Annotated in this window: 20 protein-coding genes and 2 tRNA genes; 15 read left to right on the forward strand and 7 right to left on the reverse strand. The window is 54.1% G+C overall.

All coding sequences use genetic code 11. The annotated features are described in order from the left end of the window. Window positions 1–268 precede the first annotated feature (268 nt). Entirely contained in the window at window positions 269–1,777 is a 1,509-nt protein-coding gene (gene putP / locus AC2CGP_RS15130; RefSeq protein ID WP_015704992.1) for a sodium/proline symporter PutP, read from the forward strand. A 96-nt stretch (window positions 1,778–1,873) separates the two neighbouring features. Here putP and AC2CGP_RS15135 read toward each other — a convergent pair whose 3' ends face one another. Then, entirely contained in the window at window positions 1,874–2,962 is a 1,089-nt protein-coding gene (locus AC2CGP_RS15135; protein WP_015367237.1) for an AI-2E family transporter, read from the reverse strand. 241 nt (window positions 2,963–3,203) lie between these two features. On the opposite strand from AC2CGP_RS15135, the gene AC2CGP_RS15140 reads away from it, so the two are divergent. After that, a complete protein-coding gene (locus AC2CGP_RS15140) occupies window positions 3,204–3,638 on the forward strand; it encodes a DUF3574 domain-containing protein (protein WP_032707750.1) in 435 nt (144 codons plus the stop codon). A gap of 33 nt (window positions 3,639–3,671) precedes the next feature. On the opposite strand, the gene AC2CGP_RS15145 is transcribed toward AC2CGP_RS15140, so the two are convergent. After that, a complete protein-coding gene (locus AC2CGP_RS15145) occupies window positions 3,672–4,856 on the reverse strand; it encodes a NupC/NupG family nucleoside CNT transporter (RefSeq protein WP_171829370.1) in 1,185 nt (394 codons plus the stop codon). Between the two features lie 274 nt (window positions 4,857–5,130). On the opposite strand from AC2CGP_RS15145, the gene efeU reads away from it, so the two are divergent. The 5 genes from efeU (at window position 5,131) to AC2CGP_RS15170 (ending at window position 10,010) form a co-directional block, all read left to right on the forward strand. Next, the gene (gene efeU, locus AC2CGP_RS15150) at window positions 5,131–5,961 is read left to right on the forward strand and encodes an iron uptake transporter permease EfeU (protein ID WP_015367234.1); all 831 of its coding nucleotides are present in this window, start codon (window positions 5,131–5,133) and stop codon (window positions 5,959–5,961) included. A 53-nt stretch (window positions 5,962–6,014) separates the two neighbouring features. Next, the gene (efeO, locus tag AC2CGP_RS15155) at window positions 6,015–7,142 is read left to right on the forward strand and encodes an iron uptake system protein EfeO (protein WP_032714256.1); all 1,128 of its coding nucleotides are present in this window, start codon (window positions 6,015–6,017) and stop codon (window positions 7,140–7,142) included. Window positions 7,143–7,146: 4 nt separating this feature from the next. After that, window positions 7,147–8,430, forward strand: a complete 1,284-nt coding sequence (gene efeB, locus AC2CGP_RS15160) for an iron uptake transporter deferrochelatase/peroxidase subunit (protein ID WP_475702347.1) — start codon at window positions 7,147–7,149, stop codon at window positions 8,428–8,430. A 510-nt stretch (window positions 8,431–8,940) separates the two neighbouring features. After that, the gene (phoH, locus tag AC2CGP_RS15165; RefSeq protein WP_015367231.1) at window positions 8,941–9,729 is read left to right on the forward strand and encodes a phosphate starvation-inducible protein PhoH; all 789 of its coding nucleotides are present in this window, start codon (window positions 8,941–8,943) and stop codon (window positions 9,727–9,729) included. A 38-nt stretch (window positions 9,730–9,767) separates the two neighbouring features. Beyond that, window positions 9,768–10,010, forward strand: a complete 243-nt coding sequence (locus tag AC2CGP_RS15170; protein WP_484502387.1) for a hypothetical protein — start codon at window positions 9,768–9,770, stop codon at window positions 10,008–10,010. Window positions 10,011–10,359: 349 nt separating this feature from the next. Here AC2CGP_RS15170 and AC2CGP_RS15175 read toward each other — a convergent pair. The 3 genes from AC2CGP_RS15175 to AC2CGP_RS15185 all read right to left on the reverse strand — a co-directional run bounded on the left by AC2CGP_RS15175 (window position 10,360) and on the right by AC2CGP_RS15185 (window position 12,151). Then, a tRNA-Ser gene (locus AC2CGP_RS15175) sits at window positions 10,360–10,447 on the reverse strand. 146 nt (window positions 10,448–10,593) lie between these two features. Then, a complete protein-coding gene (locus tag AC2CGP_RS15180; RefSeq protein WP_213759496.1) occupies window positions 10,594–11,271 on the reverse strand; it encodes an isochorismatase family protein in 678 nt (225 codons plus the stop codon). Window positions 11,272–11,290: 19 nt separating this feature from the next. After that, on the reverse strand, window positions 11,291–12,151 hold the full coding sequence (locus AC2CGP_RS15185) for a pirin family protein (RefSeq protein ID WP_032711387.1): 861 nt from the start codon (window positions 12,149–12,151) through the stop codon (window positions 11,291–11,293). Window positions 12,152–12,266: 115 nt separating this feature from the next. On the opposite strand from AC2CGP_RS15185, the gene AC2CGP_RS15190 reads away from it, so the two are divergent. After that, window positions 12,267–13,172 carry a LysR family transcriptional regulator gene (locus AC2CGP_RS15190; protein WP_015367227.1) on the forward strand — a complete coding sequence of 302 codons (906 nt, stop codon included), beginning with the start codon at window positions 12,267–12,269 and terminating at the stop codon, window positions 13,170–13,172. 395 nt (window positions 13,173–13,567) lie between these two features. Here AC2CGP_RS15190 and AC2CGP_RS15195 read toward each other — a convergent pair. Continuing rightward, window positions 13,568–13,655: transfer RNA gene (locus AC2CGP_RS15195), tRNA-Ser, on the reverse strand. A 268-nt stretch (window positions 13,656–13,923) separates the two neighbouring features. Here AC2CGP_RS15195 and ghrA point away from each other — a divergent pair. The 7 genes from ghrA to ymdB all read left to right on the forward strand — a co-directional run bounded on the left by ghrA (window position 13,924) and on the right by ymdB (window position 18,580). Further along, window positions 13,924–14,862, forward strand: a complete 939-nt coding sequence (ghrA, locus tag AC2CGP_RS15200; protein WP_047058265.1) for a glyoxylate/hydroxypyruvate reductase GhrA — start codon at window positions 13,924–13,926, stop codon at window positions 14,860–14,862. Between the two features lie 85 nt (window positions 14,863–14,947). Then, entirely contained in the window at window positions 14,948–15,685 is a 738-nt protein-coding gene (locus AC2CGP_RS15205; protein ID WP_015367224.1) for a phosphatase, read from the forward strand. Window positions 15,686–15,708: 23 nt separating this feature from the next. Further along, complete coding sequence (locus AC2CGP_RS15210) at window positions 15,709–16,263, forward strand: TorD/DmsD family molecular chaperone (RefSeq protein ID WP_015705018.1); 555 nt, start codon at window positions 15,709–15,711, stop codon at window positions 16,261–16,263. 102 nt (window positions 16,264–16,365) lie between these two features. Next, a complete protein-coding gene (locus AC2CGP_RS15215; protein ID WP_047053118.1) occupies window positions 16,366–16,848 on the forward strand; it encodes a DUF1097 domain-containing protein in 483 nt (160 codons plus the stop codon). 287 nt (window positions 16,849–17,135) lie between these two features. Beyond that, window positions 17,136–17,432 carry a fimbrial assembly protein gene (locus tag AC2CGP_RS15220; RefSeq protein ID WP_223575861.1) on the forward strand — a complete coding sequence of 99 codons (297 nt, stop codon included), beginning with the start codon at window positions 17,136–17,138 and terminating at the stop codon, window positions 17,430–17,432. A gap of 230 nt (window positions 17,433–17,662) precedes the next feature. Next, the gene (locus tag AC2CGP_RS15225; RefSeq protein WP_015705021.1) at window positions 17,663–17,965 is read left to right on the forward strand and encodes a type 1 fimbrial protein; all 303 of its coding nucleotides are present in this window, start codon (window positions 17,663–17,665) and stop codon (window positions 17,963–17,965) included. Between the two features lie 90 nt (window positions 17,966–18,055). Beyond that, window positions 18,056–18,580: an O-acetyl-ADP-ribose deacetylase gene (gene ymdB, locus AC2CGP_RS15230; protein WP_047058266.1), complete on the forward strand. Its 525-nt coding sequence runs from the start codon at window positions 18,056–18,058 to the stop codon at window positions 18,578–18,580. 44 nt (window positions 18,581–18,624) lie between these two features. Here the strand turns inward: ymdB and mdoC are convergent, their stop codons facing one another. After that, window positions 18,625–19,785 carry a glucans biosynthesis protein MdoC gene (gene mdoC / locus AC2CGP_RS15235; RefSeq protein WP_047058267.1) on the reverse strand — a complete coding sequence of 387 codons (1,161 nt, stop codon included), beginning with the start codon at window positions 19,783–19,785 and terminating at the stop codon, window positions 18,625–18,627. Window positions 19,786–19,932: the final 147 nt, after the last annotated feature.

Below are 19,932 nucleotides of genomic sequence, written 5' to 3' on the forward strand. Positions count from 1 at the left end.
ATAGCCTCATTCAAATAACGTATTTATCTGCGTTGCTTAACAGTTTTTTCAGGTGCAACCCGTAAAAACGTGAGGGAGTGCAACCTATAGAAAATTGCTATTTTTCCTGAGACAACTTTCGTGTAAATGCTGTGTTAAATCGTTTGTGAAATACCGACGCATCCGTCAGGATACGCTCGCCCAATACAACCAATACGCCATTACCCCGTTCCGGTAGTGGCTAAAACGACAAAGTTGGACGTTGTCGAAATAAATTCTGGAGATTTGCATGGCTATTAGCACACCCATGTTGGTGACGTTTATTGTTTATATTTTTGGCATGGTACTGATAGGTTTTATTGCCTGGCGCTCAACCAAGAACTTTGATGATTATATTCTCGGCGGGCGTAGCCTCGGGCCGTTTGTTACCGCGCTCTCTGCCGGTGCATCGGATATGAGCGGCTGGCTGCTGATGGGGCTTCCGGGAGCAATTTTCCTCTCCGGGATTTCCGAAAGCTGGATCGCCATCGGCCTGACGCTGGGGGCGTGGATTAACTGGAAACTGGTGGCCGGGCGTCTGCGCGTGCATACCGAAGTCAACAACAATGCCCTGACGCTGCCGGACTATTTTACCGGTCGTTTCGAAGATAAAAGCCGCGTGCTGCGTATTATCTCCGCGCTGGTTATCCTGCTGTTCTTCACTATTTATTGTGCTTCCGGGATTGTTGCCGGCGCGCGTCTGTTCGAAAGCACTTTCGGCATGAGCTATGAAACCGCGCTGTGGGCCGGCGCCGCCGCGACGATCGTTTATACCTTCGTGGGCGGTTTCCTGGCGGTGAGCTGGACCGATACCGTGCAGGCCAGCCTGATGATCTTCGCGCTGATTTTAACGCCGGTGATGGTGATTATCTCGGTCGGCGGTTTCGGCGATTCGCTGGAGGTGATTAAGCAAAAAAGCATCGAAAATATCGACATGCTTAAGGGACTGAACTTCGTGGCGATTATTTCGCTGATGGGTTGGGGTCTGGGTTATTTCGGTCAGCCGCATATTCTGGCGCGCTTTATGGCGGCGGATTCGCACCACAGTATCGTTCATGCCCGTCGTATTAGTATGACCTGGATGATCCTCTGTCTGGCGGGCGCGGTATCGGTCGGTTTCTTCGGTATCGCCTACTTTAATAACAACCCGAGCCTGGCGGGCGCGGTTAATCAGAACGCCGAACGGGTATTCATCGAGCTGGCGCAAATCCTGTTTAACCCGTGGATTGCCGGGATCCTGCTGTCGGCCATTCTGGCGGCGGTCATGTCGACCCTGAGCTGCCAGCTGCTGGTCTGCTCCAGCGCTATTACCGAAGATCTGTATAAAGCCTTCCTGCGTAAAAACGCCGGTCAGAAAGAGTTGGTCTGGATCGGCCGCTTCATGGTGCTGGTGGTAGCGCTGATTGCTATTGCGCTCGCCGCTAACCCGGAAAACCGCGTACTGGGTCTGGTCAGCTACGCATGGGCAGGCTTTGGCGCCGCCTTTGGCCCGGTAGTGCTGTTCTCGGTGATGTGGTCGCGTATGACCCGTAACGGCGCGCTGGCCGGGATGATCATTGGCGCGGTCACGGTTATCGTCTGGAAACAGTTCGGCTGGCTGGGACTGTATGAAATCATCCCTGGCTTCCTGTTCGGCAGTATCGGGATTGTGGTCTTCAGCCTGCTGGGCAAGGCGCCATCGGCGGCCATGCAGCAGCGTTTTGCTGAAGCGGACGCGCATTACCACTCTGCGCCGCCGGTACGCGCCACCGCTGAATAAAGTAGCGAGCGCCAGAAACCGCAACGGCTCCCATCAGGGAGCCGTTTTTTTTCGCTGCCTGTACGGCCCGGCGGAAAGCTACTGGCGGTAAGGCGGTTACTTCGCCGCGCCTTCGTTTACCCAGTTCATGAAGATCAGATACCCGATGGAGAGCAGGGTCGCGCCAATAAACATCCCGAGAATGCCATCGGTGGCCATGCCGCCCAACGCGCCGAGCAGAACGATCGGCATCGGCGCATCTACGCCGCGGCCCAACATCAGCGGTTTGAGGACGTTATCGACCATTCCCGCGACAATCAGCAGGACGGTGAACACGACATTCACCGCGGTGCCGTGGTCGCCTGTCATCCACATAATGGCAATCGCCGGGGCGGTGACTAGTATTACCGGAATCTGCGCGATGCCGAGCACCAGCGCCAGCACAAAGAAGATCCCGGCGGCCGGGATCCCCGCCAACGCAATGATAATTCCCGTCAGCAAGGCCTGAATCAGCGCCACGCCAATGACCCCCTGCGCCACGGCGCGAATAGTGCCGGTGCACAGGCGGCTCAGGGCAAGACCTTTATTTTCATCAGTGATACGGATAGCGATACGTTTAGCGCTGCTGGCGCCCGCCGCGCCCCAGGTCATGATGGCGCCGGCAACAATAAAGGAGAGGACAAAGCCCAGCAGCCCGCCGCCCATACTCGCCAGCACGCCGAGCACCAGTTTCGCCGCCTCGCCAATTTGCGCGTGATAACTGCTCAGTACCGCCGGCAGGTCCGCCGAGGCCTTCAGCCAGAACGCATACAGCTTACCGCCGACGAGTGGAATGGAGGCGACGTTAGCCGATGGCGGCGGCAGCGTCAGATCGCTTCCGCTGACTTTATCAATCAGGCTGCCGGCGCTTTCGCCAAGCGAGGTCACCATGAAAATGGTCGGGATGACGATAATCAGCAGGCCGAATAACACTAATATGGTCGATGCCAGTCCCTGTCGCCCGCCTATACGTCGCGCGATGTGCTGATGTAAAGGATACAGCGTGACGGCCAGAATCAGCGCCCACAGCATCATGTTCAGGAACGGCGAGAAGACGGTAAAGCAGAAGGAGGCCAGCGCCAGTATCAAGCCGAACTTAATAAACATATCGAGAAAGCGGGTGACAATTCTTTTCTCAATATTGGCTAACTCATTATTTTCTATCATGAATTATTCCAGTTGTTATTTTACGCGGCCGCCAGGCCAGTTAAAAACGCTCAACTATAGAGAAGTCTTTGAAATAAAAAACGCAGGAAATAATTTAAAAAAGAATTTCGCCCAGGTTGTGTTTATCAGTGTAGAACAAAAGAAAATCTGCCGTATCGCCAGAGAGTAATGTTCGCGCATCTCTTGCTAATTCACTGAAAATACGCTGATATCTGTGTACAAAAAACAATGAGGATAGCAAATGAAATTACCCCAGGGCGCTGCGGCGCTGATCGTTGCCGCACTATTGGCAGGATGCGTGGCGCCATCCGAGAAAAGCGCCGCGCACGTTGATTATAACGGCTGTCAGGCGGATAACAGGATGATGCAAACCACCCTCTATTTCGGCCTTAGCCGCCCGGCGGGAAAAGATATTACCGCTCAGGAATGGCAGCAGTTTGTCGACCGCGATGTGACGCCGCGTTTTCGCGATGGCCTGACGGTATTTGACGCCCGCGGCCAGTGGCTAGGCAACAATGGCGCAGTCGCCCGCGAATCCAGCAAGGCGCTAATGCTGATTCATAGCAACGATGCGAAAAGCGAGCAGGGGATTGAAGCGTTGCGTAATACGTATAAGACGCGCTTTGCCCAGGAGTCCGTTATGCGCGTTGATCAGCCGGTCTGCGTACACTTCTGAAACGCAGGGCGGGGAGCTCCCCCGCCCGATGAGTTACAGCACCAGTCCGGCAAAACTGGCGGACAGCAGGCTCACCAGCGTCGCGCCATAGACCAGACGCAGGCCGAAACGGGAAACGGTATTGCCTTGCTGCTCGTTAAGCCCTTTAATCGCCCCGGCAATAATGCCAATGGAGGCGAAGTTGGCAAACGAGACGAGGAACACGGAAAGGATCCCTAGCCCGCGCGGCGTCATGCTGGCGGCAATTTTCTGCAGCTCGATCATCGCCACGAATTCATTGGCAACCAGCTTGGTAGCCATAATACTACCGGCATTTAGCGCGTCGCTTAATGGAATACCCACCAGCCACGCCAGCGGATAAAATACGTAACCGAGGATTTGCTGGAAGCTTAAGCCGAAAACGGTCGCAAATAACGCATTAACGGCGCTAATCAGGGCGATAAAGCCGATTAGCATCGCCAGAATAATCATCGCCACCTTAAAGCCTGCCAGGATATATTCGCCCAGCATTTCAAAGAAGCTCTGCGATTCATGCATCTTCTCTAGCTTTATTTCTGCTTCGCTACCGGGGCGCGTAGGATTAATAATCGACAGCACAATAAAGGTGCTGAACATATTAAGAATCAACGCCGCTACCACGTATTTCGCATCAAGCATGGTCATATACGCGCCGACGATCGACAGTGATACCGTTGACATGGCGGTCGCCGCCATCGTGAACAGGCGACGTGAGGAGAGGTCCCCGAGTACGCCTTTGTAAGCAATAAAGTTTTCCGACTGGCCGAGGATCAGCGAGCTGACGGCATTGAATGATTCCAGCTTTCCCATGCCGTTCACCTTCGACAGCAGGGTGCCGATCAGACGAATAAAGATCGGCAGAATACGCCAGTGTTGCAGAATACCTATCAGCGCGGAAATAAAGACAATCGGACACAGTACGCCGAGGAAAATAAAGGCCAGTCCTTTTTCATCCATCCCGCCAAATACAAAATTGGTCCCTTCAGCGGCGAACCCGAGTAACGAAGCAAAAAATCCTGAAATATTTTTCACTACCCATAAACCGCTTTCGGCGTGAAGGAAAAAGAAAGCCAGGGCGATTTCAATAATAATTAACTGCAGAATGTAGCGAATGCGGATTTTTTGTCGGTCATAGCTGGCAAGCCAGGCGAGGGCGAGAATAACCGCCAGCGCCAGCAGGAAGTGCAAAATTTGAGTCATGTTATTTATTTCGCAGATAAATCAGGACCGCCATTTAGCCACAGCGCTCCGGCCCGGTAAATATGTGGCATAAAAAATCATGCTATTTGCCATTTTAATGCTTAGCTGGTGAGGTATTTTCGCAAGTGACTATTTTGTAGCGATTAATTTACAACTAGTCATCATTCCCTGAACATTTCGCTTGTGTTTCTCATTGTTGTAATGATAATCACTATCAGAAATATTTACCTATCTTTGCATCCGTTGACTGCGGTTCACATTTAAGGGTTTCGGCATGTTTGTTCCATTTCTCATCATGTTACGCGAAGGGCTGGAAGCCGCGCTGATTGTCAGCCTGATTGCCAGCTATTTAAAACGAACCCAGCGCGGCAACTGGATCGGCGTCATGTGGATTGGCGTATTCCTCGCGGCGGCGCTTTGTCTCGGGTTAGGGGTTTTTATCAACGAGACCACCGGAGAATTTCCGCAGCGCGAGCAGGAGCTATTTGAAGGCATCGTGGCGGTGATAGCGGTATTTATCCTCACCTGGATGGTGTTCTGGATGCGTAAAGTGTCGCGCAACGTCAAACAACAGCTGGAGCAGGCGGTGGATAACGCGCTGCAGCGCGGGAATAACCACGGCTGGGCGCTGGTGATGATGGTGTTTTTTGCGGTTGCCCGCGAAGGCCTGGAGTCGGTTTTTTTCCTGCTGGCGGCATTCCAGCAGGATGTGGGCATCTGGCCGCCGCTGGGGGCGATGCTCGGCCTGGCGACGGCGGTGGTATTAGGCTTCCTGCTTTACTGGGGCGGTGTCCGCCTTAATCTCGGCGTGTTCTTCAAATGGACCAGTCTGTTTATCCTGCTGGTGGCGGCCGGTCTGGCAGCCGGGGCGATTCGCGCCTTCCACGAGGCGGGACTGTGGAATTATTTCCAGAATGTCGCCTTTGATCTTAGCAACGTGGTATCGACGCATACGCTGTTCGGCACGCTGCTGGAAGGCATCTTTGGTTATCAGGAGACGCCCACCGTCAGCGAAGTGGCGGTTTATCTTCTCTATTTGATCCCGGCGCTGGTGTGTTTTGCCTTGCCGCCGGGCAGCAAAACGACAGCATCGCGGGCCGCGTAATTCAGGCGCCGCTGATTAATATAGTTACAACATACTTTTCGAAAGGGATGGCCATGATAATTCAATTTCGCCGTACTGCGCTGCAGTTAACCGTCGCCGCGCTGTTCAGTTCCGCATGCTACGCTCAGGCTGCGGATATTCCGCAGGTAAAAGTTACCGTTAACGACAAGCAGTGCGAACCGATGAATGTGACGGTGAAGGCGGGTAAAACCCAGTTCATCATTCAGAACCACAGCCAGAAAGCGCTGGAGTGGGAGATCCTGAAAGGCGTAATGGTGGTCGAGGAGCGTGAAAATATCGCGCCGGGATTCACGCAAAAATTGACGGCTAACCTACAGCCGGGCGAATACGATATGACCTGTGGCCTGCTGACTAATCCGAAAGGAAAGCTGATTGTCACCGGTGAAACCAGCAAAGATGCGGCGAAAGCCGATGCGGTGCTAAGTCTTGGCGAGGCGATTACTGCGTATAAAGCCTACGTCACCGCGGAAACCGCGCAGCTGGTTAGCGGTACTAAAGCCTTTACCGATGCGGTAAAAGCTGGCGATATCGAGAAAGCGAAAGCGCTGTACGCCCCGACCCGTCAGCACTACGAGCGCATCGAACCGATTGCCGAACTATTCTCTGACCTCGACGGCAGCATTGACGCCCGTGAAGACGATTTCGAGAAAAAAGCCGAAGACCCGAAATTTACCGGCTTCCATCGTCTGGAAAAAGCGCTGTTTGGCGATAACAGCGTTAAAGGGATGGAAAACTATGCTGAACAGTTGAACAGCGATGTGCTGGAACTGCAAAAACGCATTAGCGAGCTGGCCTTCCCGCCGTCGAAAGTGGTGGGCGGCGCGGCAGGGCTGATTGAAGAAGTGGCGGCCAGCAAAATTAGCGGTGAAGAAGATCGCTACAGCCATACCGACCTGTGGGATTTCCAGGCCAATATCGACGGCGCACAGAAAATCGTCGACCTGCTGCGCCCGCAGCTGCAAAAGGATAATAGCGCGCTGCTGGCCAAAGTTGACGCCAACTTCAAAAAAGTTGATGTCATCCTTGCTAAATACCGCACGAAAGACGGTTTCGAGACCTATGACAAACTTACTACCGCTGACCGTAATGCGCTGAAAGGGCCGATCACGACGCTGGCAGAAGATCTGGCTCAACTACGCGGAATTTTGGGCCTGGATTAAATCGATGACACAACCAAAACCTCGCGACGTGAATGAACCGTCACGTCGCCGCTTACTGAAGGGGATCGGCGCGCTTGGCGGCGCGCTGGCCATCAGCGGCGGTTGCCCGATGGCGCAGGCGGCGAAAGCGGAAAGCTCCCCCGGCACGCTCGCACCCGATGCGCGTCAGGAAAAACAGCCATTTTATGGCCCGCATCAGGCGGGAATTCTGACGCCGCAGCAGGCCTCGATGATGCTGGTGGCGTTTGATGTGCTGGCGGCGGATAAAGCTGACCTCGAACGCCTGTTCCGCTTGCTGACTCAGCGGATCGCCTTTTTAACCGCAGGCGGTCCGGCACCGGATACCCCGAATCCCCGATTGCCGCCGATGGATTCCGGGATTTTAGGGCCGTGGATTGCGCCGGATAACCTGACTATCACCGTCTCAGTCGGCCATTCGCTGTTCGATGAGCGCTTTGGATTAGCGGACAAAGCGCCTAAAAAACTGCAGGCAATGACGCGTTTCCCGAATGATTCGCTGGATGCTGCACTGTGCCATGGCGATTTGCTACTGCAGATTTGCGCCAATACCCAGGATACGGTGATTCACGCACTACGTGACATTATCAAGCACACGCCCGATCTGCTGAGCGTGCGCTGGAAGCGGGAAGGGTTTATTTCTGATAGCGCGGCCCGTAGCAAAGGCAAAGAGACGCCAATTAACCTGCTGGGCTTTAAAGACGGTACCGCTAACCCGTCGAGCCAGGATAAAGCGCTAATGGATAACGTGGTGTGGGTTACTGCCGACCAGGACGAACCGGCCTGGGCGATCGGCGGCAGTTACCAGGCAGCACGTATCATTCAGTTCCACGTTGAGTTCTGGGATCGTACGCCGCTGAAAGAGCAGCAGACGATTTTTGGTCGCGATAAACATTCTGGCGCGCCGTTGGGGATGAAACATGAACATGATGTTCCGGATTATAGTCGCGATCCGAATGGTGAAGTGATCGCTCTTGATAGCCATATTCGTCTTGCGAACCCGCGTACGCCGGAGACGCAATCCAGCCTGATGATGCGCCGCGGTTACAGCTATTCGTTGGGGGTCACCAACTCCGGACAACTGGATATGGGGTTATTGTTCGTTTGCTATCAGCACGATCTGGAAAAGGGATTCCTGACGGTGCAGAAACGGCTGAACGGCGAGGCCCTGGAGGAGTACGTTAAACCGATTGGCGGTGGATACTTCTTTGTGTTGCCCGGCGTGATGAACGACCAGCATTATCTTGGACAATCTCTTTTGCAAGCCTGATACGCGTCCTGCCGGCGAAGGCAGGGCGTTTTCTGCTGTTTTTCTCGGATTCAATATATTTCCTGCCATGTGTTATATTTCTGTAATACAAATGACGGATAGTTTTCTATAGTAAATTGAGAAATCATTGTTGCGTCAATGTAAAAAATAAGTTGCATTAAGAATATTTTTTGATGTACTTATTACATACGCGGTAGTTCCCGGCAGTGATGTCGCTCACTATGGAGATCGCGAATGGTAAGGTCCTGTAGCGGACAACGTAAAACCACATACCGTACTTTCCAGCACGGAGGCCCAGCTTCCGGCAGCGATTTTCACTCTGTAACCCCAATCTCTTCCACTATTAATCAGGCTAACTCTGGCAGGGTACGCGGTGCGCGTAGCCGCGGCTCGTTGTCCATTCAACCGGCAAGCAATGGCTTACAAGGAAGCCAAACCTCAATCGTTCGTGCGCATAATCGCGTTGCTCTTGACGCGCGTGATGTAAACCAACAACGCAAGGTGCTATCCATGGGAAGACAAAAAGCAGTGATCAAAGCTCGTCGTGAGGCAAAACGTGTGCTGAGACGGGATTCGCGTAGCCATAAACAACGTGAAGAAGAATCGGTCACATCGCTTGTGCAAATGAGTGGCGTAGAAGCAATCGGCATGGCGCGGGATAGCCGCGATCTTTCGCCGATTGAAGCGCGTAATGAAGCTCAGGCGCATTATTTGAATGCCATCGACAATAAACAGCTGATTTTCGCCACCGGCGAAGCCGGGTGCGGGAAGACCTGGATCAGCGCGGCTAAAGCAGCTGAAGCCCTGATCCATAAGGATGTGGACAGAATTATTGTTACCCGTCCCGTTCTGCAGGCCGACGAAGATCTCGGCTTCTTACCGGGAGATATCGCCGAAAAATTCGCTCCTTATTTCCGACCAGTATATGACGTACTGGTGAAGCGGTTGGGCGCTTCCTTTATGCAATACTGCCTGCGTCCGGAAATCGGCAAGGTAGAAATCGCGCCGTTCGCCTATATGCGCGGACGCACCTTTGAAAACGCGGTGGTGATTCTGGACGAGGCCCAGAACGTGACCGCGGCGCAAATGAAGATGTTTTTGACCCGCCTCGGGGAGAACGTCACGGTGATCGTCAACGGCGATATTACCCAATGTGATTTGCCCTCGGGCGTAAAATCAGGCCTGAGTGACGCGCTGTCGCGTTTTGAAGAAGACGACATGATTGGCATCGTGCGCTTTACCACCGATGACTGCGTGCGTTCAACGCTTTGCCAGCGAACGTTGAAAGCCTATTACTAAACGCTAGTGAGTGTGCAAAGCCCGGGATGTCCCGGGCTTTGTTGTTTTCGCAGCATTCCCCGGCGGCGCTGCGCCTGGACGGGCTACTGGTGGTGGTGCGGCCTGTGGGATTCCCGGCGGCGTTGTACCTGGACGGGCTACTGGTGGTGGTGCGGCCTGTGGGATTCCCGGCGGCGTTGTACCTGGCCGGGCTACTGGCTGGTGGTGCGGCCTGCGGGTTTCCCGGCGGCGCTGCGCCTGGATGGGCTACTGGCTGGTGGTGCGTCCTGTGGGATGAGTAGCCCGGGCGAGGCATTTATGCCGACCCCGGGAAAGTTTACAGGGGCCAGATGCGAAAAGAGCCCGTACTTGCGTACGAGCTCTTATCTCGAATATGGCGGTGAGGGGGGGATTGACTCGCTTCGCTCGCCGTTACTCGGCCCATCCATGGGCCTCGCCCCTTCGGGGCCAACGCAGGCGTTGTTCAAAAACGCTCCCGGCGTTTTTGTCGGGGCAGCCCGCTTACTGCGTTCGCGGTCTGTCCAACTGGCTGCGCCAGTTGTCGAACCCCGGTCGGGGGTTCTCATCCCCCCGTACGGAGAATATAAAAGAAAAGAGCCCGTACTTGCGTACGAGCTCTCATCTCGAATATGGCGGTGAGGGGGGGATTCGAACCCCCGATACGTTGCCGTATACACACTTTCCAGGCGTGCTCCTTCAGCCACTCGGACACCTCACCATATTGTCTTGCTGCTCACCTTGGGTGGGCAACGGGGCGCTACTATAGGGAGTTGCGCTAAAACGGTCAAGCATATTTTTTTCTTTCTTTACCGTTCGGTTAAGCAATGAACACTGCCCCGTCGATTCATCGACGGGGCAGCTATTTTAACGCTGGGAATCCAGCTTTTCGTTGTTCTTCACGACGTCCTGCGCCTTGCTGTAGCTTTCAATCAGCAACTGATACGCCGGGAAGACTTTGGTATACACCTCAGCCCACTCGGCGGCATCCGGACGGTTCCAGGTGCGCTGCATTTCAGAGGCTACCGCGGCGGTATCCATTGGTACTACGCCGGCCTGGACTACGCGGGCCAGGGTGATCTCCTGCGCCATTTTGCTGTAGGTACCGGAGGCATCGATAACGGCAAACACTTTATAACCGTCGGCGACGGCGGCAATTGCCGGGAAAGCCATGCACACGCTGGTAATGGTACCGGCGATGATTAAGGTTTTACGTCCGGTCGCTTTCACCGCTGCGACAAACTCCGGGTTGTCCCAGGCGTTGATCTCGCCTTTACGCGCAATATACTTCGCATGCGGCGCATTCTCATGAATTTCCGGAATCAACGGGCCGTTCGGACCTTGCGGCACGGAAGCGGTGGTGATCACCGGGATCCCGGCAAGCGATGCCATTTTCGCCAGCGCGGCGGCGCGAGCGCGCAGTTCCGGCATCGGCATATCGCCAACGGTCTGGAACAGGCCGCTTTGGTGGTCAATCAACAGCATCGCGGTATCGTTAACATCAATCACCGGACGAGAACCGTTAAAGTTAGCTGGAGTAGACATATTCTTCACCTCAATTTCGTTAGATTTGGCCAAAACGGCCGCTGTTAAAATCGCGAATTGCTTCGGCAATTTGCGTTTTGGTATTCATCACAAACGGGCCGTAGCCCACGATCGGCTCCTGTAGCGGTTCGCCGGCCATCAGCAGAACCTTCGCGTTGGAGCTCGCTTCCAGATGGAAGGCTTCACCTTTTTGGCTCAGCACTACCAGCTGTCCTTCCCGTGCGTTTTCCGTACCGTTGACGGTGACTTCGCCTTCGAGCACGACCAACGCGGTGCTCCAGCCTTCCGGCTGACGCAATGTCACATCGTGACTTTGTTTGAGCTGCATATCCCACACGTTTAACGGTGAGAATGTGTGCGCTGGGCCGGCGACATCGCCGTAACGTCCGGCAATCACTCTGACGGTCCCGGCGTCGTCTTCCAGCGTTGCTTGCGGAATGACGTCTGCGGTAATGCTCTGATAGCCCGGGGTCGTCATTTTGTCTTTCGCCGGCAGGTTGACCCACAGCTGCATCATTTTCAGTTCACCGCCGGAGCGGGTGAACGCTTCGGAGTGAAACTCTTCATGCAGGATCCCGGCGCCTGCCGTCATCCACTGCACGTCGCCAGGGCCGATAACGCCGCCTCTACCGGTTGAGTCGCGATGCTCGACTTCACCGGAGTAGACAATGGTGACGGTTTCGAATCCGCGATGCGGATGCTCGCCGACGCCGCGTTTACCGCTTCCCGCCGGAAACGTGTGCGGGCCGGCGTAGTCAAGCAGTAAGAACGGGCTCAATTGTTCGCCGTGGGTCTGGTAAGAAAACATTGAGCGAACCGGGAAACCGTCGCCCACCCAGTGCTGCGAAGGGGCGGTGTAAACGCCAGTAATCTGTTTCATGGTTATCTCCTGCGTGTCTGTATCTGATGTGAATAAGCTTATATCTGGGGCTAATATTCCGGTAGATAGCGAAAATGACCTATACTGTTCTAAAAATGGAACGATGGAGAAAAGGATGCAGGATCTCAACGACCTGGCCTGGTTTGTTCAGGTGGTCGACCATGGCGGTTTTGCCGCTGCCGGTCGGGCGCTCGACCAGCCCAAATCCAAACTCAGCCGCCGCATTGCGCAACTGGAAGAGCGCCTGGGCGTGCGTCTGATTCAACGAACCACCCGACAGTTCGCCGTCACGGAAGTCGGCCAAACTTTCTATCAACACTGCAAGGCGATGTTGATAGAAGCCGAAGCGGCGCATCAGGCGGTAGAAACGCTGCAGTCTGAACCGCGCGGCAGCGTCAAGCTCACCTGTCCGGTAACCCTGTTGCATGCCCATGTTGGCCCGATGCTGGCGCGCTTTATGGTGCGATATCCTGGGGTGACGCTACATCTGGAAGCCACCAATCGGCGGGTGGATGTGGTGGGCGAGGGGGTTGATGTGGCCATTCGCGTGCGACCAAGGCCATTTGAAGATAGCGACCTGGTCATGCGGGTGTTGGCCGATCGCGGCCATCGCCTGGTGGCGAGTCCGGCGCTGATAGCCAGGCTTGGGCGCCCGCAGGCGCCGGCGGAATTGAGCACCTGGCCGGGGCTAAGTATTGGCGCCGGAAAACATCAGCATAAATGGCAACTTACCGGGCCAGAGGGGGCGCGGGCCGAGGTTTATTTCACGCCGCGGATGGTGACCAGCGATATGCTGGCGCTGCGCGAGGCGGCTATGGCGGGCGTTGGTGTGGTTCAGCTTCCTTTATTAATGGTGCGCGATCAGTTGGCATCAGGGGAGTTGGAAATCGTGCTTGATGAGTGGCAGCCGCGGCGGGAAGTCATTCATGCGGTGTTTGCTTCGCGGCGCGGTTTATTACCTTCTGTCAGAGCGCTGGTGGATTATCTCAGCGAAGAGTATCAACGGATGGAAGAGGATTAGCTCAGGCTCTTTTTCCCGGCGGCGCTGTGCCTGGACGGGCTACTGGTGGTGCGGCCTGCGGGTTTCCCGGCGGCGCTGCGCTTGGCCGGGCTACTGGTGGCGGGGCCTACGGTATAGGTAGCCCGGGCGAGGCATTTATGCCGACCCCGGGAAGGGCGGCGGTGCCATATGCGAAAAAAGCCCGTACTTTCGTACGAGCTCTCATCTCGAATATGGCGGTGAGGGGGGGATTGACTCGCTTCGCTCGCCCCTGTGGGGCAGCCCGCTTACTGCGTTCGCGGTCTGTCCAACTGGCTGCGCCAGTTGTCGAACCCCGGTCGGGGGTTCTCATCCCCCCGTACGGAGAATATAAAAGAAAAAAGCCCGTACTTTCGTACGAGCTCTCATCTCGAATATGGCGGTGAGGGGGGGATTCGAACCCCCGATACGTTGCCGTATACACACTTTCCAGGCGTGCTCCTTCAGCCACTCGGACACCTCACCATATTGTCTTTCCCGTTGTTGCTGGGAACGGGCGCTAATGTAGGGAAATACGTATCTCCCGTCAATCAACTTTTTTAAAAAAAGATGCGTTTAGCCAAACTTCAAACAACTTGCTTCTTAAACGCGCGGGAATCGTTTTTTTTGTCACCATTCTCTTTATTCCTCAATAGCGATACGAAATTTGTTATGCTGGCAAACCAATACAAAACAAAGAGTAAAACACGACGCAAACCTCAACCTACTCACGCGTCAGTAATCAGGAGTCATTATGGAGATTATTTTTTACCACCCGACGTTCGATACCCCCTACTGGATCGCAGAGCTGGAAAAACATCTGCCGGGAGCGCGCGTTCGTGAGTGGAAACCTGGCGACAATCAACCAGCCGACTATGCGCTGGTCTGGCATCCACCGGTAGAAATGCTTCAGGGACGCGAGCTGAAAGCGGTTTTTGCTCTCGGCGCTGGCGTGGATTCCATTCTTAGCAAGCTGCGGGAGCATCCGGAAATGCTGCCGCTTTCTGTCCCGCTGTTCCGCCTCGAAGATACCGGCATGGGCCTGCAGATGCAGGAATATGCGGTAAGCCAGGTACTGCACTGGTTCCGCCGCTTTGATGATTATCAGGCGCTGAAGCTGCAATCCCGCTGGCAGCCGTTGCCGGAATACCGTCGCGAAGATTTCACTATCGGCATTATGGGGGCAGGGGTGTTGGGCGGCAAAGTCGCGGAAAGCCTGTTGCGCTGGGGTTTCCCAGTGCGCTGCTGGAGCCGTAGCCACAAATCCTGGCCGCAAGTTGAGAGTTTTGCCGGTCAGGAAGAACTGGGCGCATTTTTACGGCAAACCCGCGTGCTGATCAACCTGTTGCCAAATACGGCTGAAACCGTCGGCATCATTAATGAAACTTTACTCTCTCAACTTCCGGATAACAGCTATGTTCTGAATCTCGCCCGCGGCGTACATATAGTTGAGCCGGATTTACTGGCCGCGCTTGACAGCGGTAAGGTGAAAGGGGCGATGCTGGATGTCTTTAGCCGCGAACCGCTGCCGAAAGAGAGCCCGCTGTGGGCGCATCCGCGTGTGGCCATGACGCCGCATATTGCCGCCGTTACCCGTCCACAGGAAGCAATCGCTTATATTGCCAGTACCATTAGCCGCCTGGAGCGTGGTGAAACGGTCAGCGGGCAGGTCGATCGCCAACGCGGCTACTAATCGATAACCCCGCTACGGCGGGGTTTTTACTGATCATGACTCCTGATTCCTGCTATTCTTGCCACAAACAGAGGAGGAGATTGTGATGTATCCTGTTGACCTGCACATGCATACCGTCGCCAGCACCCACGCCTATAGTACCCTGCATGACTATATTGCCGAGGCCAAACGTAAAGGCATTAAACTTTTTGCCATCACCGATCACGGCCCGGATATGGCCGATGCGCCGCACTACTGGCATTTCGTCAATATGCGTATCTGGCCGCGTCTGGTAGATGGCGTCGGCATTCTGCGCGGCATTGAAGCGAATATTAAAAATACCCAGGGTGAAATTGACTGTACCGGACCAATGCTGACCTCGCTGGATCTGATCATTGCCGGTTTTCATGAGCCGGTATTTCCGCCTCAGGATAAAGCCACCCACACTGAAGCGATGATTGCCGCGATTGCCAGTGGCGCAGTCCACATGATTAGCCATCCAGGCAATCCGAAATTCCCGATCGATATTCCGGCAGTAGCCGAAGCAGCGGCAAAGCATCATGTGGCGCTGGAAATTAATAATTCCTCTTTCCTTTCATCGCGTATCGGTAGTGAAGATAATTGCCGGGCAATCGCCGCCGCCGTGCGTGATGCGGGTGGTTGGGTGGCGCTGGGTTCGGACTCCCATACCGCCTTTACGCTTGGCGAATTTACCGAATGTCGCAAAATCCTCGACGCGGTGAACTTCCCGGAAGAGCGGATCCTTAACGTCAGTCCGCGTCGACTACTGAATTTCCTCGAATCACGCGGAATGCCGGCGATTGCGGAATTTGCAGACCTTTAATTTGAACCACTGGAACATATTGTATGAATGAATTTTCAATCCTCTGTCGCGTGCTGGGCTCGCTGTACTATCGTCAGCCGCAGGACCCGCTGTTGGTGCCGCTGTTCACGCTGATTCGCGATGGCAAGCTGGCCGCCAGTTGGCCGCTGGAACAGGATGAATTACTGGAGCGTCTGCAGAAGAGTTGTGATACCCAGCCGTTAACCGCTGATTACAACGCCCTGTTCGTTGGTGACGAATGTGCGGTCTCGCCTTATCGCAGCGCGTGGGTTGAAGGCGCCACGGAAGCGGAAGTCCGCGGTTTTCTTACTCAACACGGTATTCCCACTGGCGATGGGCCAACCGATCATATTGGATCCCTACTGCTGGCCGCATCCTGGCTTGAAGATCATGCCTCAGATGACGAAAGCGAAACGTTGGAAACGTTGTTTGCTGATTACCTCTTACCGTGGTGCGGCACCTTCCTCGGTAAAGTCGAGGCGCATGCGCAAACCGCATTCTGGCGTACCATGGCGCTACTCACGCGTGAAGCTATATCCGCCATGTGGGATGAGCTGCAGGAAGAAAACGACGAATAATTGTGATGTAAGTCACCTTTAGTGTGAAACAGCAAGCTCACGCATTCATATTGTGTGTTCTGGATCGCATTTGGTTGCCGCGTATCTGCTATGATACGCGGCATGAACATACTCTTCGCAATCGCACTCACGACGGGCATTCTCTCCGGTATTTGGGGATGGGTGGCGGTCTCACTTGGCCTGCTGAGCTGGGCCGGTTTCCTCGGCTGTACGGCCTATTTCGCTTGCCCGCAGGGCGGCCTGAAAGGGCTGTTGATTTCCGCCTGCACGGTCATGAGCGGCGTGATATGGGCGCTGGTGATTATTTACGGTAGCGCGCTGGCGCCGCAGTTGGAAATCCTCAGCTATGTGATGACCGGAATAGTCGCCTTCCTGATGTGTATTCAGGCGCGTCAGCTGTTGCTCTCTTTTGTTCCCGGAACCTTTATCGGCGCCTGCGCGACCTTTGCCGCGAGCGGCGACTGGCACATTGTCGTGCCATCGCTGGCGCTGGGATTGGTCTTTGGCTATGCCATGAAAAACAGCGGGCTGTGGCTGGCGGCGCGAGCGGCAAAGAATAAGTCTCTGGCTAACGATAACGTCTGATTTTCTTCACATTTCCTCGACGACGGGAGTAAGCTTCCCGTCACTCGCTACATGAAAGCCTTTTCGCATCAACCCCTCTTCGATTGTTTTTTCCTCTTAATGCAGACATTTTGAGCAAACAAACCATAATAATTTGATACCGTTTGCAAAAACGGAGAGAAAAAAGTATCAACGGGTACTTCATATATATACTGATTTTGTATGTAGTTGCTTGTATTCAACTGCGCTCATGGATGATTTGTAAGGTTTTTTTGACCGTTACGCAGAGGGGTTTTGCCGTGAAAAAAATGACTGGCGTACTACTTGCTACAGTTTGTTTCCTTCCCGCTTTATTGACTTTTTCAACTACCTCTAACGCCGCAAGCGGCGTGATTCGTTTCCACGGCGGCGTTGTCGAACCGCCTTGTAAAATTCGTTCTTCAGAAGATCAGGTCTCGATGGCTTGCGCTAAGCAGAAGTCAGTCACTTTTTCTGCCCAGCAGGTAGCCCGGGGAGATCTGCAACATGCCAATATCAAATCTACACAGTTCACCTTTATCAATCCCCAGCACACCAACGCTATTCTCGAAGTGAGTTATCGGTAATAGCAAGGCCCCTGCAGATCCAGCGGGGGCCTTCGCCGCGCCTCTCTCCTGACATTCTCACGCTGCTTTTTTGTAGCAAAATCAAGATGAATCGATTTTGTTAGCAAAAAGAAAACAAAAAGTAATATATTTGTATTTCATAACGCAATCATTGCCTTGCCGTATTCTGGCGGCGCAGTGCGCTCATGGATGGCCTGTTGCTTCTTTGCTATTAAACAGAGGAGACTGCCGTGATAAAAAAAATCCACACCTTCGCGATGCCATGTCTGATGTTGTCGTGCTTGTTTGGAGCAGTGCACGCCGCGCCGACCGACGGCGTTGTCGCCATTTATGGGCAGGTCGTCGATCCGTCCTGCGAAGCCAATAGTGTGGGCGAAAAGATTGAAATGGCCTGCCAGCAGCTGCCTACCCGGGCGCTTTCGCCCCAGGTGCTGACGACGGGAAATTACAGCAATGACGCCGTCCGTTCAGCACAATTAAAGTATATTGATCCGCAACATACCCGCGCTATCCTCGAAGTGAATTATCGCTAATTACTGCCCCTCAGGCTTCCGCCTTGGGGGCTATCATGCCATAGTAGACACCACGCTAAGTATGAAGACGTTTGCCGACAGGAGGGGGAAATGGTTGTTCAACCTGAGGTGGTTCTCGGCGATATCACGACGTTGCAGGTAGATGTTATTGTCAACGCGGCAAACCCATCGTTACTGGGCGGCGGCGGTGTTGATGGCGCCATTCATCGCGCAGCGGGCCCGAAACTACTGGCAGCCTGCAAAATAGTCCGCCAGCAGCAGGGCGAATGTCCGCCCGGGCATGCGGTTATCACCAGCGCCGGTAATCTACCGGCCAGCGCGGTGATTCATGCAGTCGGCCCCGTCTGGCACGGCGGTGACGAGCAAGAGGCCGAATTACTGACGGATGCCTATCGCAATAGTCTGTTGCTGGCGGCAGCCAATAATTATCGATCTATTGCTTTTCCGGCTATCAGCACCGGCGTATATGGCTATCCGAAACAGGCGGCGGCGGAAATTGCGGTGAAAACGGTGAAGGCTTTCCTCACCCGATATAATCCACTGGAACGAGTGTGCTTTGTCTGCTTTGATAACGAAACGGCGGAGATCTATCAGCGATTATTGCTGGCAGAATGAATCGCGGCACCGGCAGCACGCAGGCGCGCTGCCGGTTGCGGATTTTAGTTAACCGACACCGGCGCTTTCGCCGGTTTTTGCTGCGGTTTGCCTGAGAACAGGAAGCGCAGCAGCGGAATACGTAGATGGATTTCGTACAGCACCAGCGCAATACCCACTACAAACACCAGCCCGGCGATAAAACCTAACAGATTCGATTTGATTATTGGCGTAATCCACGCCCCGTACAGCAGGGTGAGGGGATGATGCACCAGGTAGATAAACAGCGAGGCGTTGACGAAGTAAGTCACCCGAGCGGACTGGAAGTTGAGCAGGCGGTGGCCCAGCGAGAATACCACGTTCACCATCCACAGCCCAAGCACCATGGTAATCACCGATTCGGTTTCATACATCCAGCTATCGCCGGAACCATACTGCTGGTTAAGACGATAGGCGATAAAGCCCAGCAGTGCGCCGACAAAACACCAGGGTGATGAGGTGGTGAACATCGCTTTTAGCCGCGGGTTGATGAACGTCTGAGCGCCGAGAACAAAGAACGGCAGATAGAACAGGGTCTGCATAACGATGAAGTTAAACAGTCCGTTGCTGAGAATCGGCGGGTAAACGATAAAAATAGTGCGACGAATTACCGCATACAACACGCCAAGTCCAAGGAAAATAAGCGATAATTGACCAAATGTGACAGTGTCACCAAAGCTGGCGGTCTGCGTTTTCCCTCGATTGGCCAGCCACTTAAACAGCACCACGCCGAGAGTGGTCAGCACGACCAGCACCAGCAGGAACCACAGATGAGAGATAAGCTCCCATGCCAGGGTGTTGAATTTGTCATAGCCGGAGAGCGTGTGCCAGTTTTGCGCTTTACCATTAACGTATTGCAGCATCAAGAACTGCGGCAAAGTCAGAAGTGGAATCGCGGTGAGCATCGGAATGCCAACGCGCTCTACGCGTACTTTCCACCATTTCTTTAGGGGATAGCGTAAAAACAGCATGTAAGAGAAGTAGCCGGAAATAACAAAGAAGACCTGCATGCGGAAAGCATGGATAAAGTCGTTGAACAGCGTTAACCCCCAGGAGGGTTCCAGGCTATTCACATGCCAGCTGTGGCTGGAGTAGATAAGCGAAATGTGAAAGGGTATCCCCAGCAGCATCAGCCAGGCGCGGATGCTGTCGAAGAAATATTCACGCTCTACTGGTGTTTTATTCATAAATTCACAACAATCTCAGACAATTCGTCTTATCACTCGCGGCGATAACGGTTACATTCCCAGCAACCCTACATGAACTCAGGGTATCTGTCTCCAGGATAAGTACGCAAAGTGCAATATGGGACAGAGAACTGTTTATTCCCTGGT

This window comes from Klebsiella sp. SYXHC3 (genome assembly GCF_057196925.1).

Bases quoted from the DNA above. Each gene is read 5' to 3' on its own strand.
- putP (WP_015704992.1), top strand. From the start codon at position 269: ATGGCTATTAGCACACCCATGTTGGTGACGTTTATTGTTTATATTTTT.
- AC2CGP_RS15135 (WP_015367237.1), bottom strand. From the start codon at position 2,962: ATGATAGAAAATAATGAGTTAGCCAATATTGAGAAAAGAATTGTCACC.
- AC2CGP_RS15140 (WP_032707750.1), top strand. From the start codon at position 3,204: ATGAAATTACCCCAGGGCGCTGCGGCGCTGATCGTTGCCGCACTATTG.
- AC2CGP_RS15145 (WP_171829370.1), bottom strand. From the start codon at position 4,856: ATGACTCAAATTTTGCACTTCCTGCTGGCGCTGGCGGTTATTCTCGCC.
- efeU (WP_015367234.1), top strand. From the start codon at position 5,131: ATGTTTGTTCCATTTCTCATCATGTTACGCGAAGGGCTGGAAGCCGCG.
- efeO (WP_032714256.1), top strand. From the start codon at position 6,015: ATGATAATTCAATTTCGCCGTACTGCGCTGCAGTTAACCGTCGCCGCG.
- efeB (WP_475702347.1), top strand. From the start codon at position 7,147: ATGACACAACCAAAACCTCGCGACGTGAATGAACCGTCACGTCGCCGC.
- phoH (WP_015367231.1), top strand. From the start codon at position 8,941: ATGGGAAGACAAAAAGCAGTGATCAAAGCTCGTCGTGAGGCAAAACGT.
- AC2CGP_RS15180 (WP_213759496.1), bottom strand. From the start codon at position 11,271: ATGTCTACTCCAGCTAACTTTAACGGTTCTCGTCCGGTGATTGATGTT.
- AC2CGP_RS15185 (WP_032711387.1), bottom strand. From the start codon at position 12,151: ATGAAACAGATTACTGGCGTTTACACCGCCCCTTCGCAGCACTGGGTG.
- AC2CGP_RS15190 (WP_015367227.1), top strand. From the start codon at position 12,267: ATGCAGGATCTCAACGACCTGGCCTGGTTTGTTCAGGTGGTCGACCAT.
- ghrA (WP_047058265.1), top strand. From the start codon at position 13,924: ATGGAGATTATTTTTTACCACCCGACGTTCGATACCCCCTACTGGATC.
- AC2CGP_RS15205 (WP_015367224.1), top strand. From the start codon at position 14,948: ATGTATCCTGTTGACCTGCACATGCATACCGTCGCCAGCACCCACGCC.
- AC2CGP_RS15210 (WP_015705018.1), top strand. From the start codon at position 15,709: ATGAATGAATTTTCAATCCTCTGTCGCGTGCTGGGCTCGCTGTACTAT.
- AC2CGP_RS15215 (WP_047053118.1), top strand. From the start codon at position 16,366: ATGAACATACTCTTCGCAATCGCACTCACGACGGGCATTCTCTCCGGT.
- AC2CGP_RS15220 (WP_223575861.1), top strand. From the start codon at position 17,136: ATGACTGGCGTACTACTTGCTACAGTTTGTTTCCTTCCCGCTTTATTG.
- ymdB (WP_047058266.1), top strand. From the start codon at position 18,056: ATGGTTGTTCAACCTGAGGTGGTTCTCGGCGATATCACGACGTTGCAG.
- mdoC (WP_047058267.1), bottom strand. From the start codon at position 19,785: ATGAATAAAACACCAGTAGAGCGTGAATATTTCTTCGACAGCATCCGC.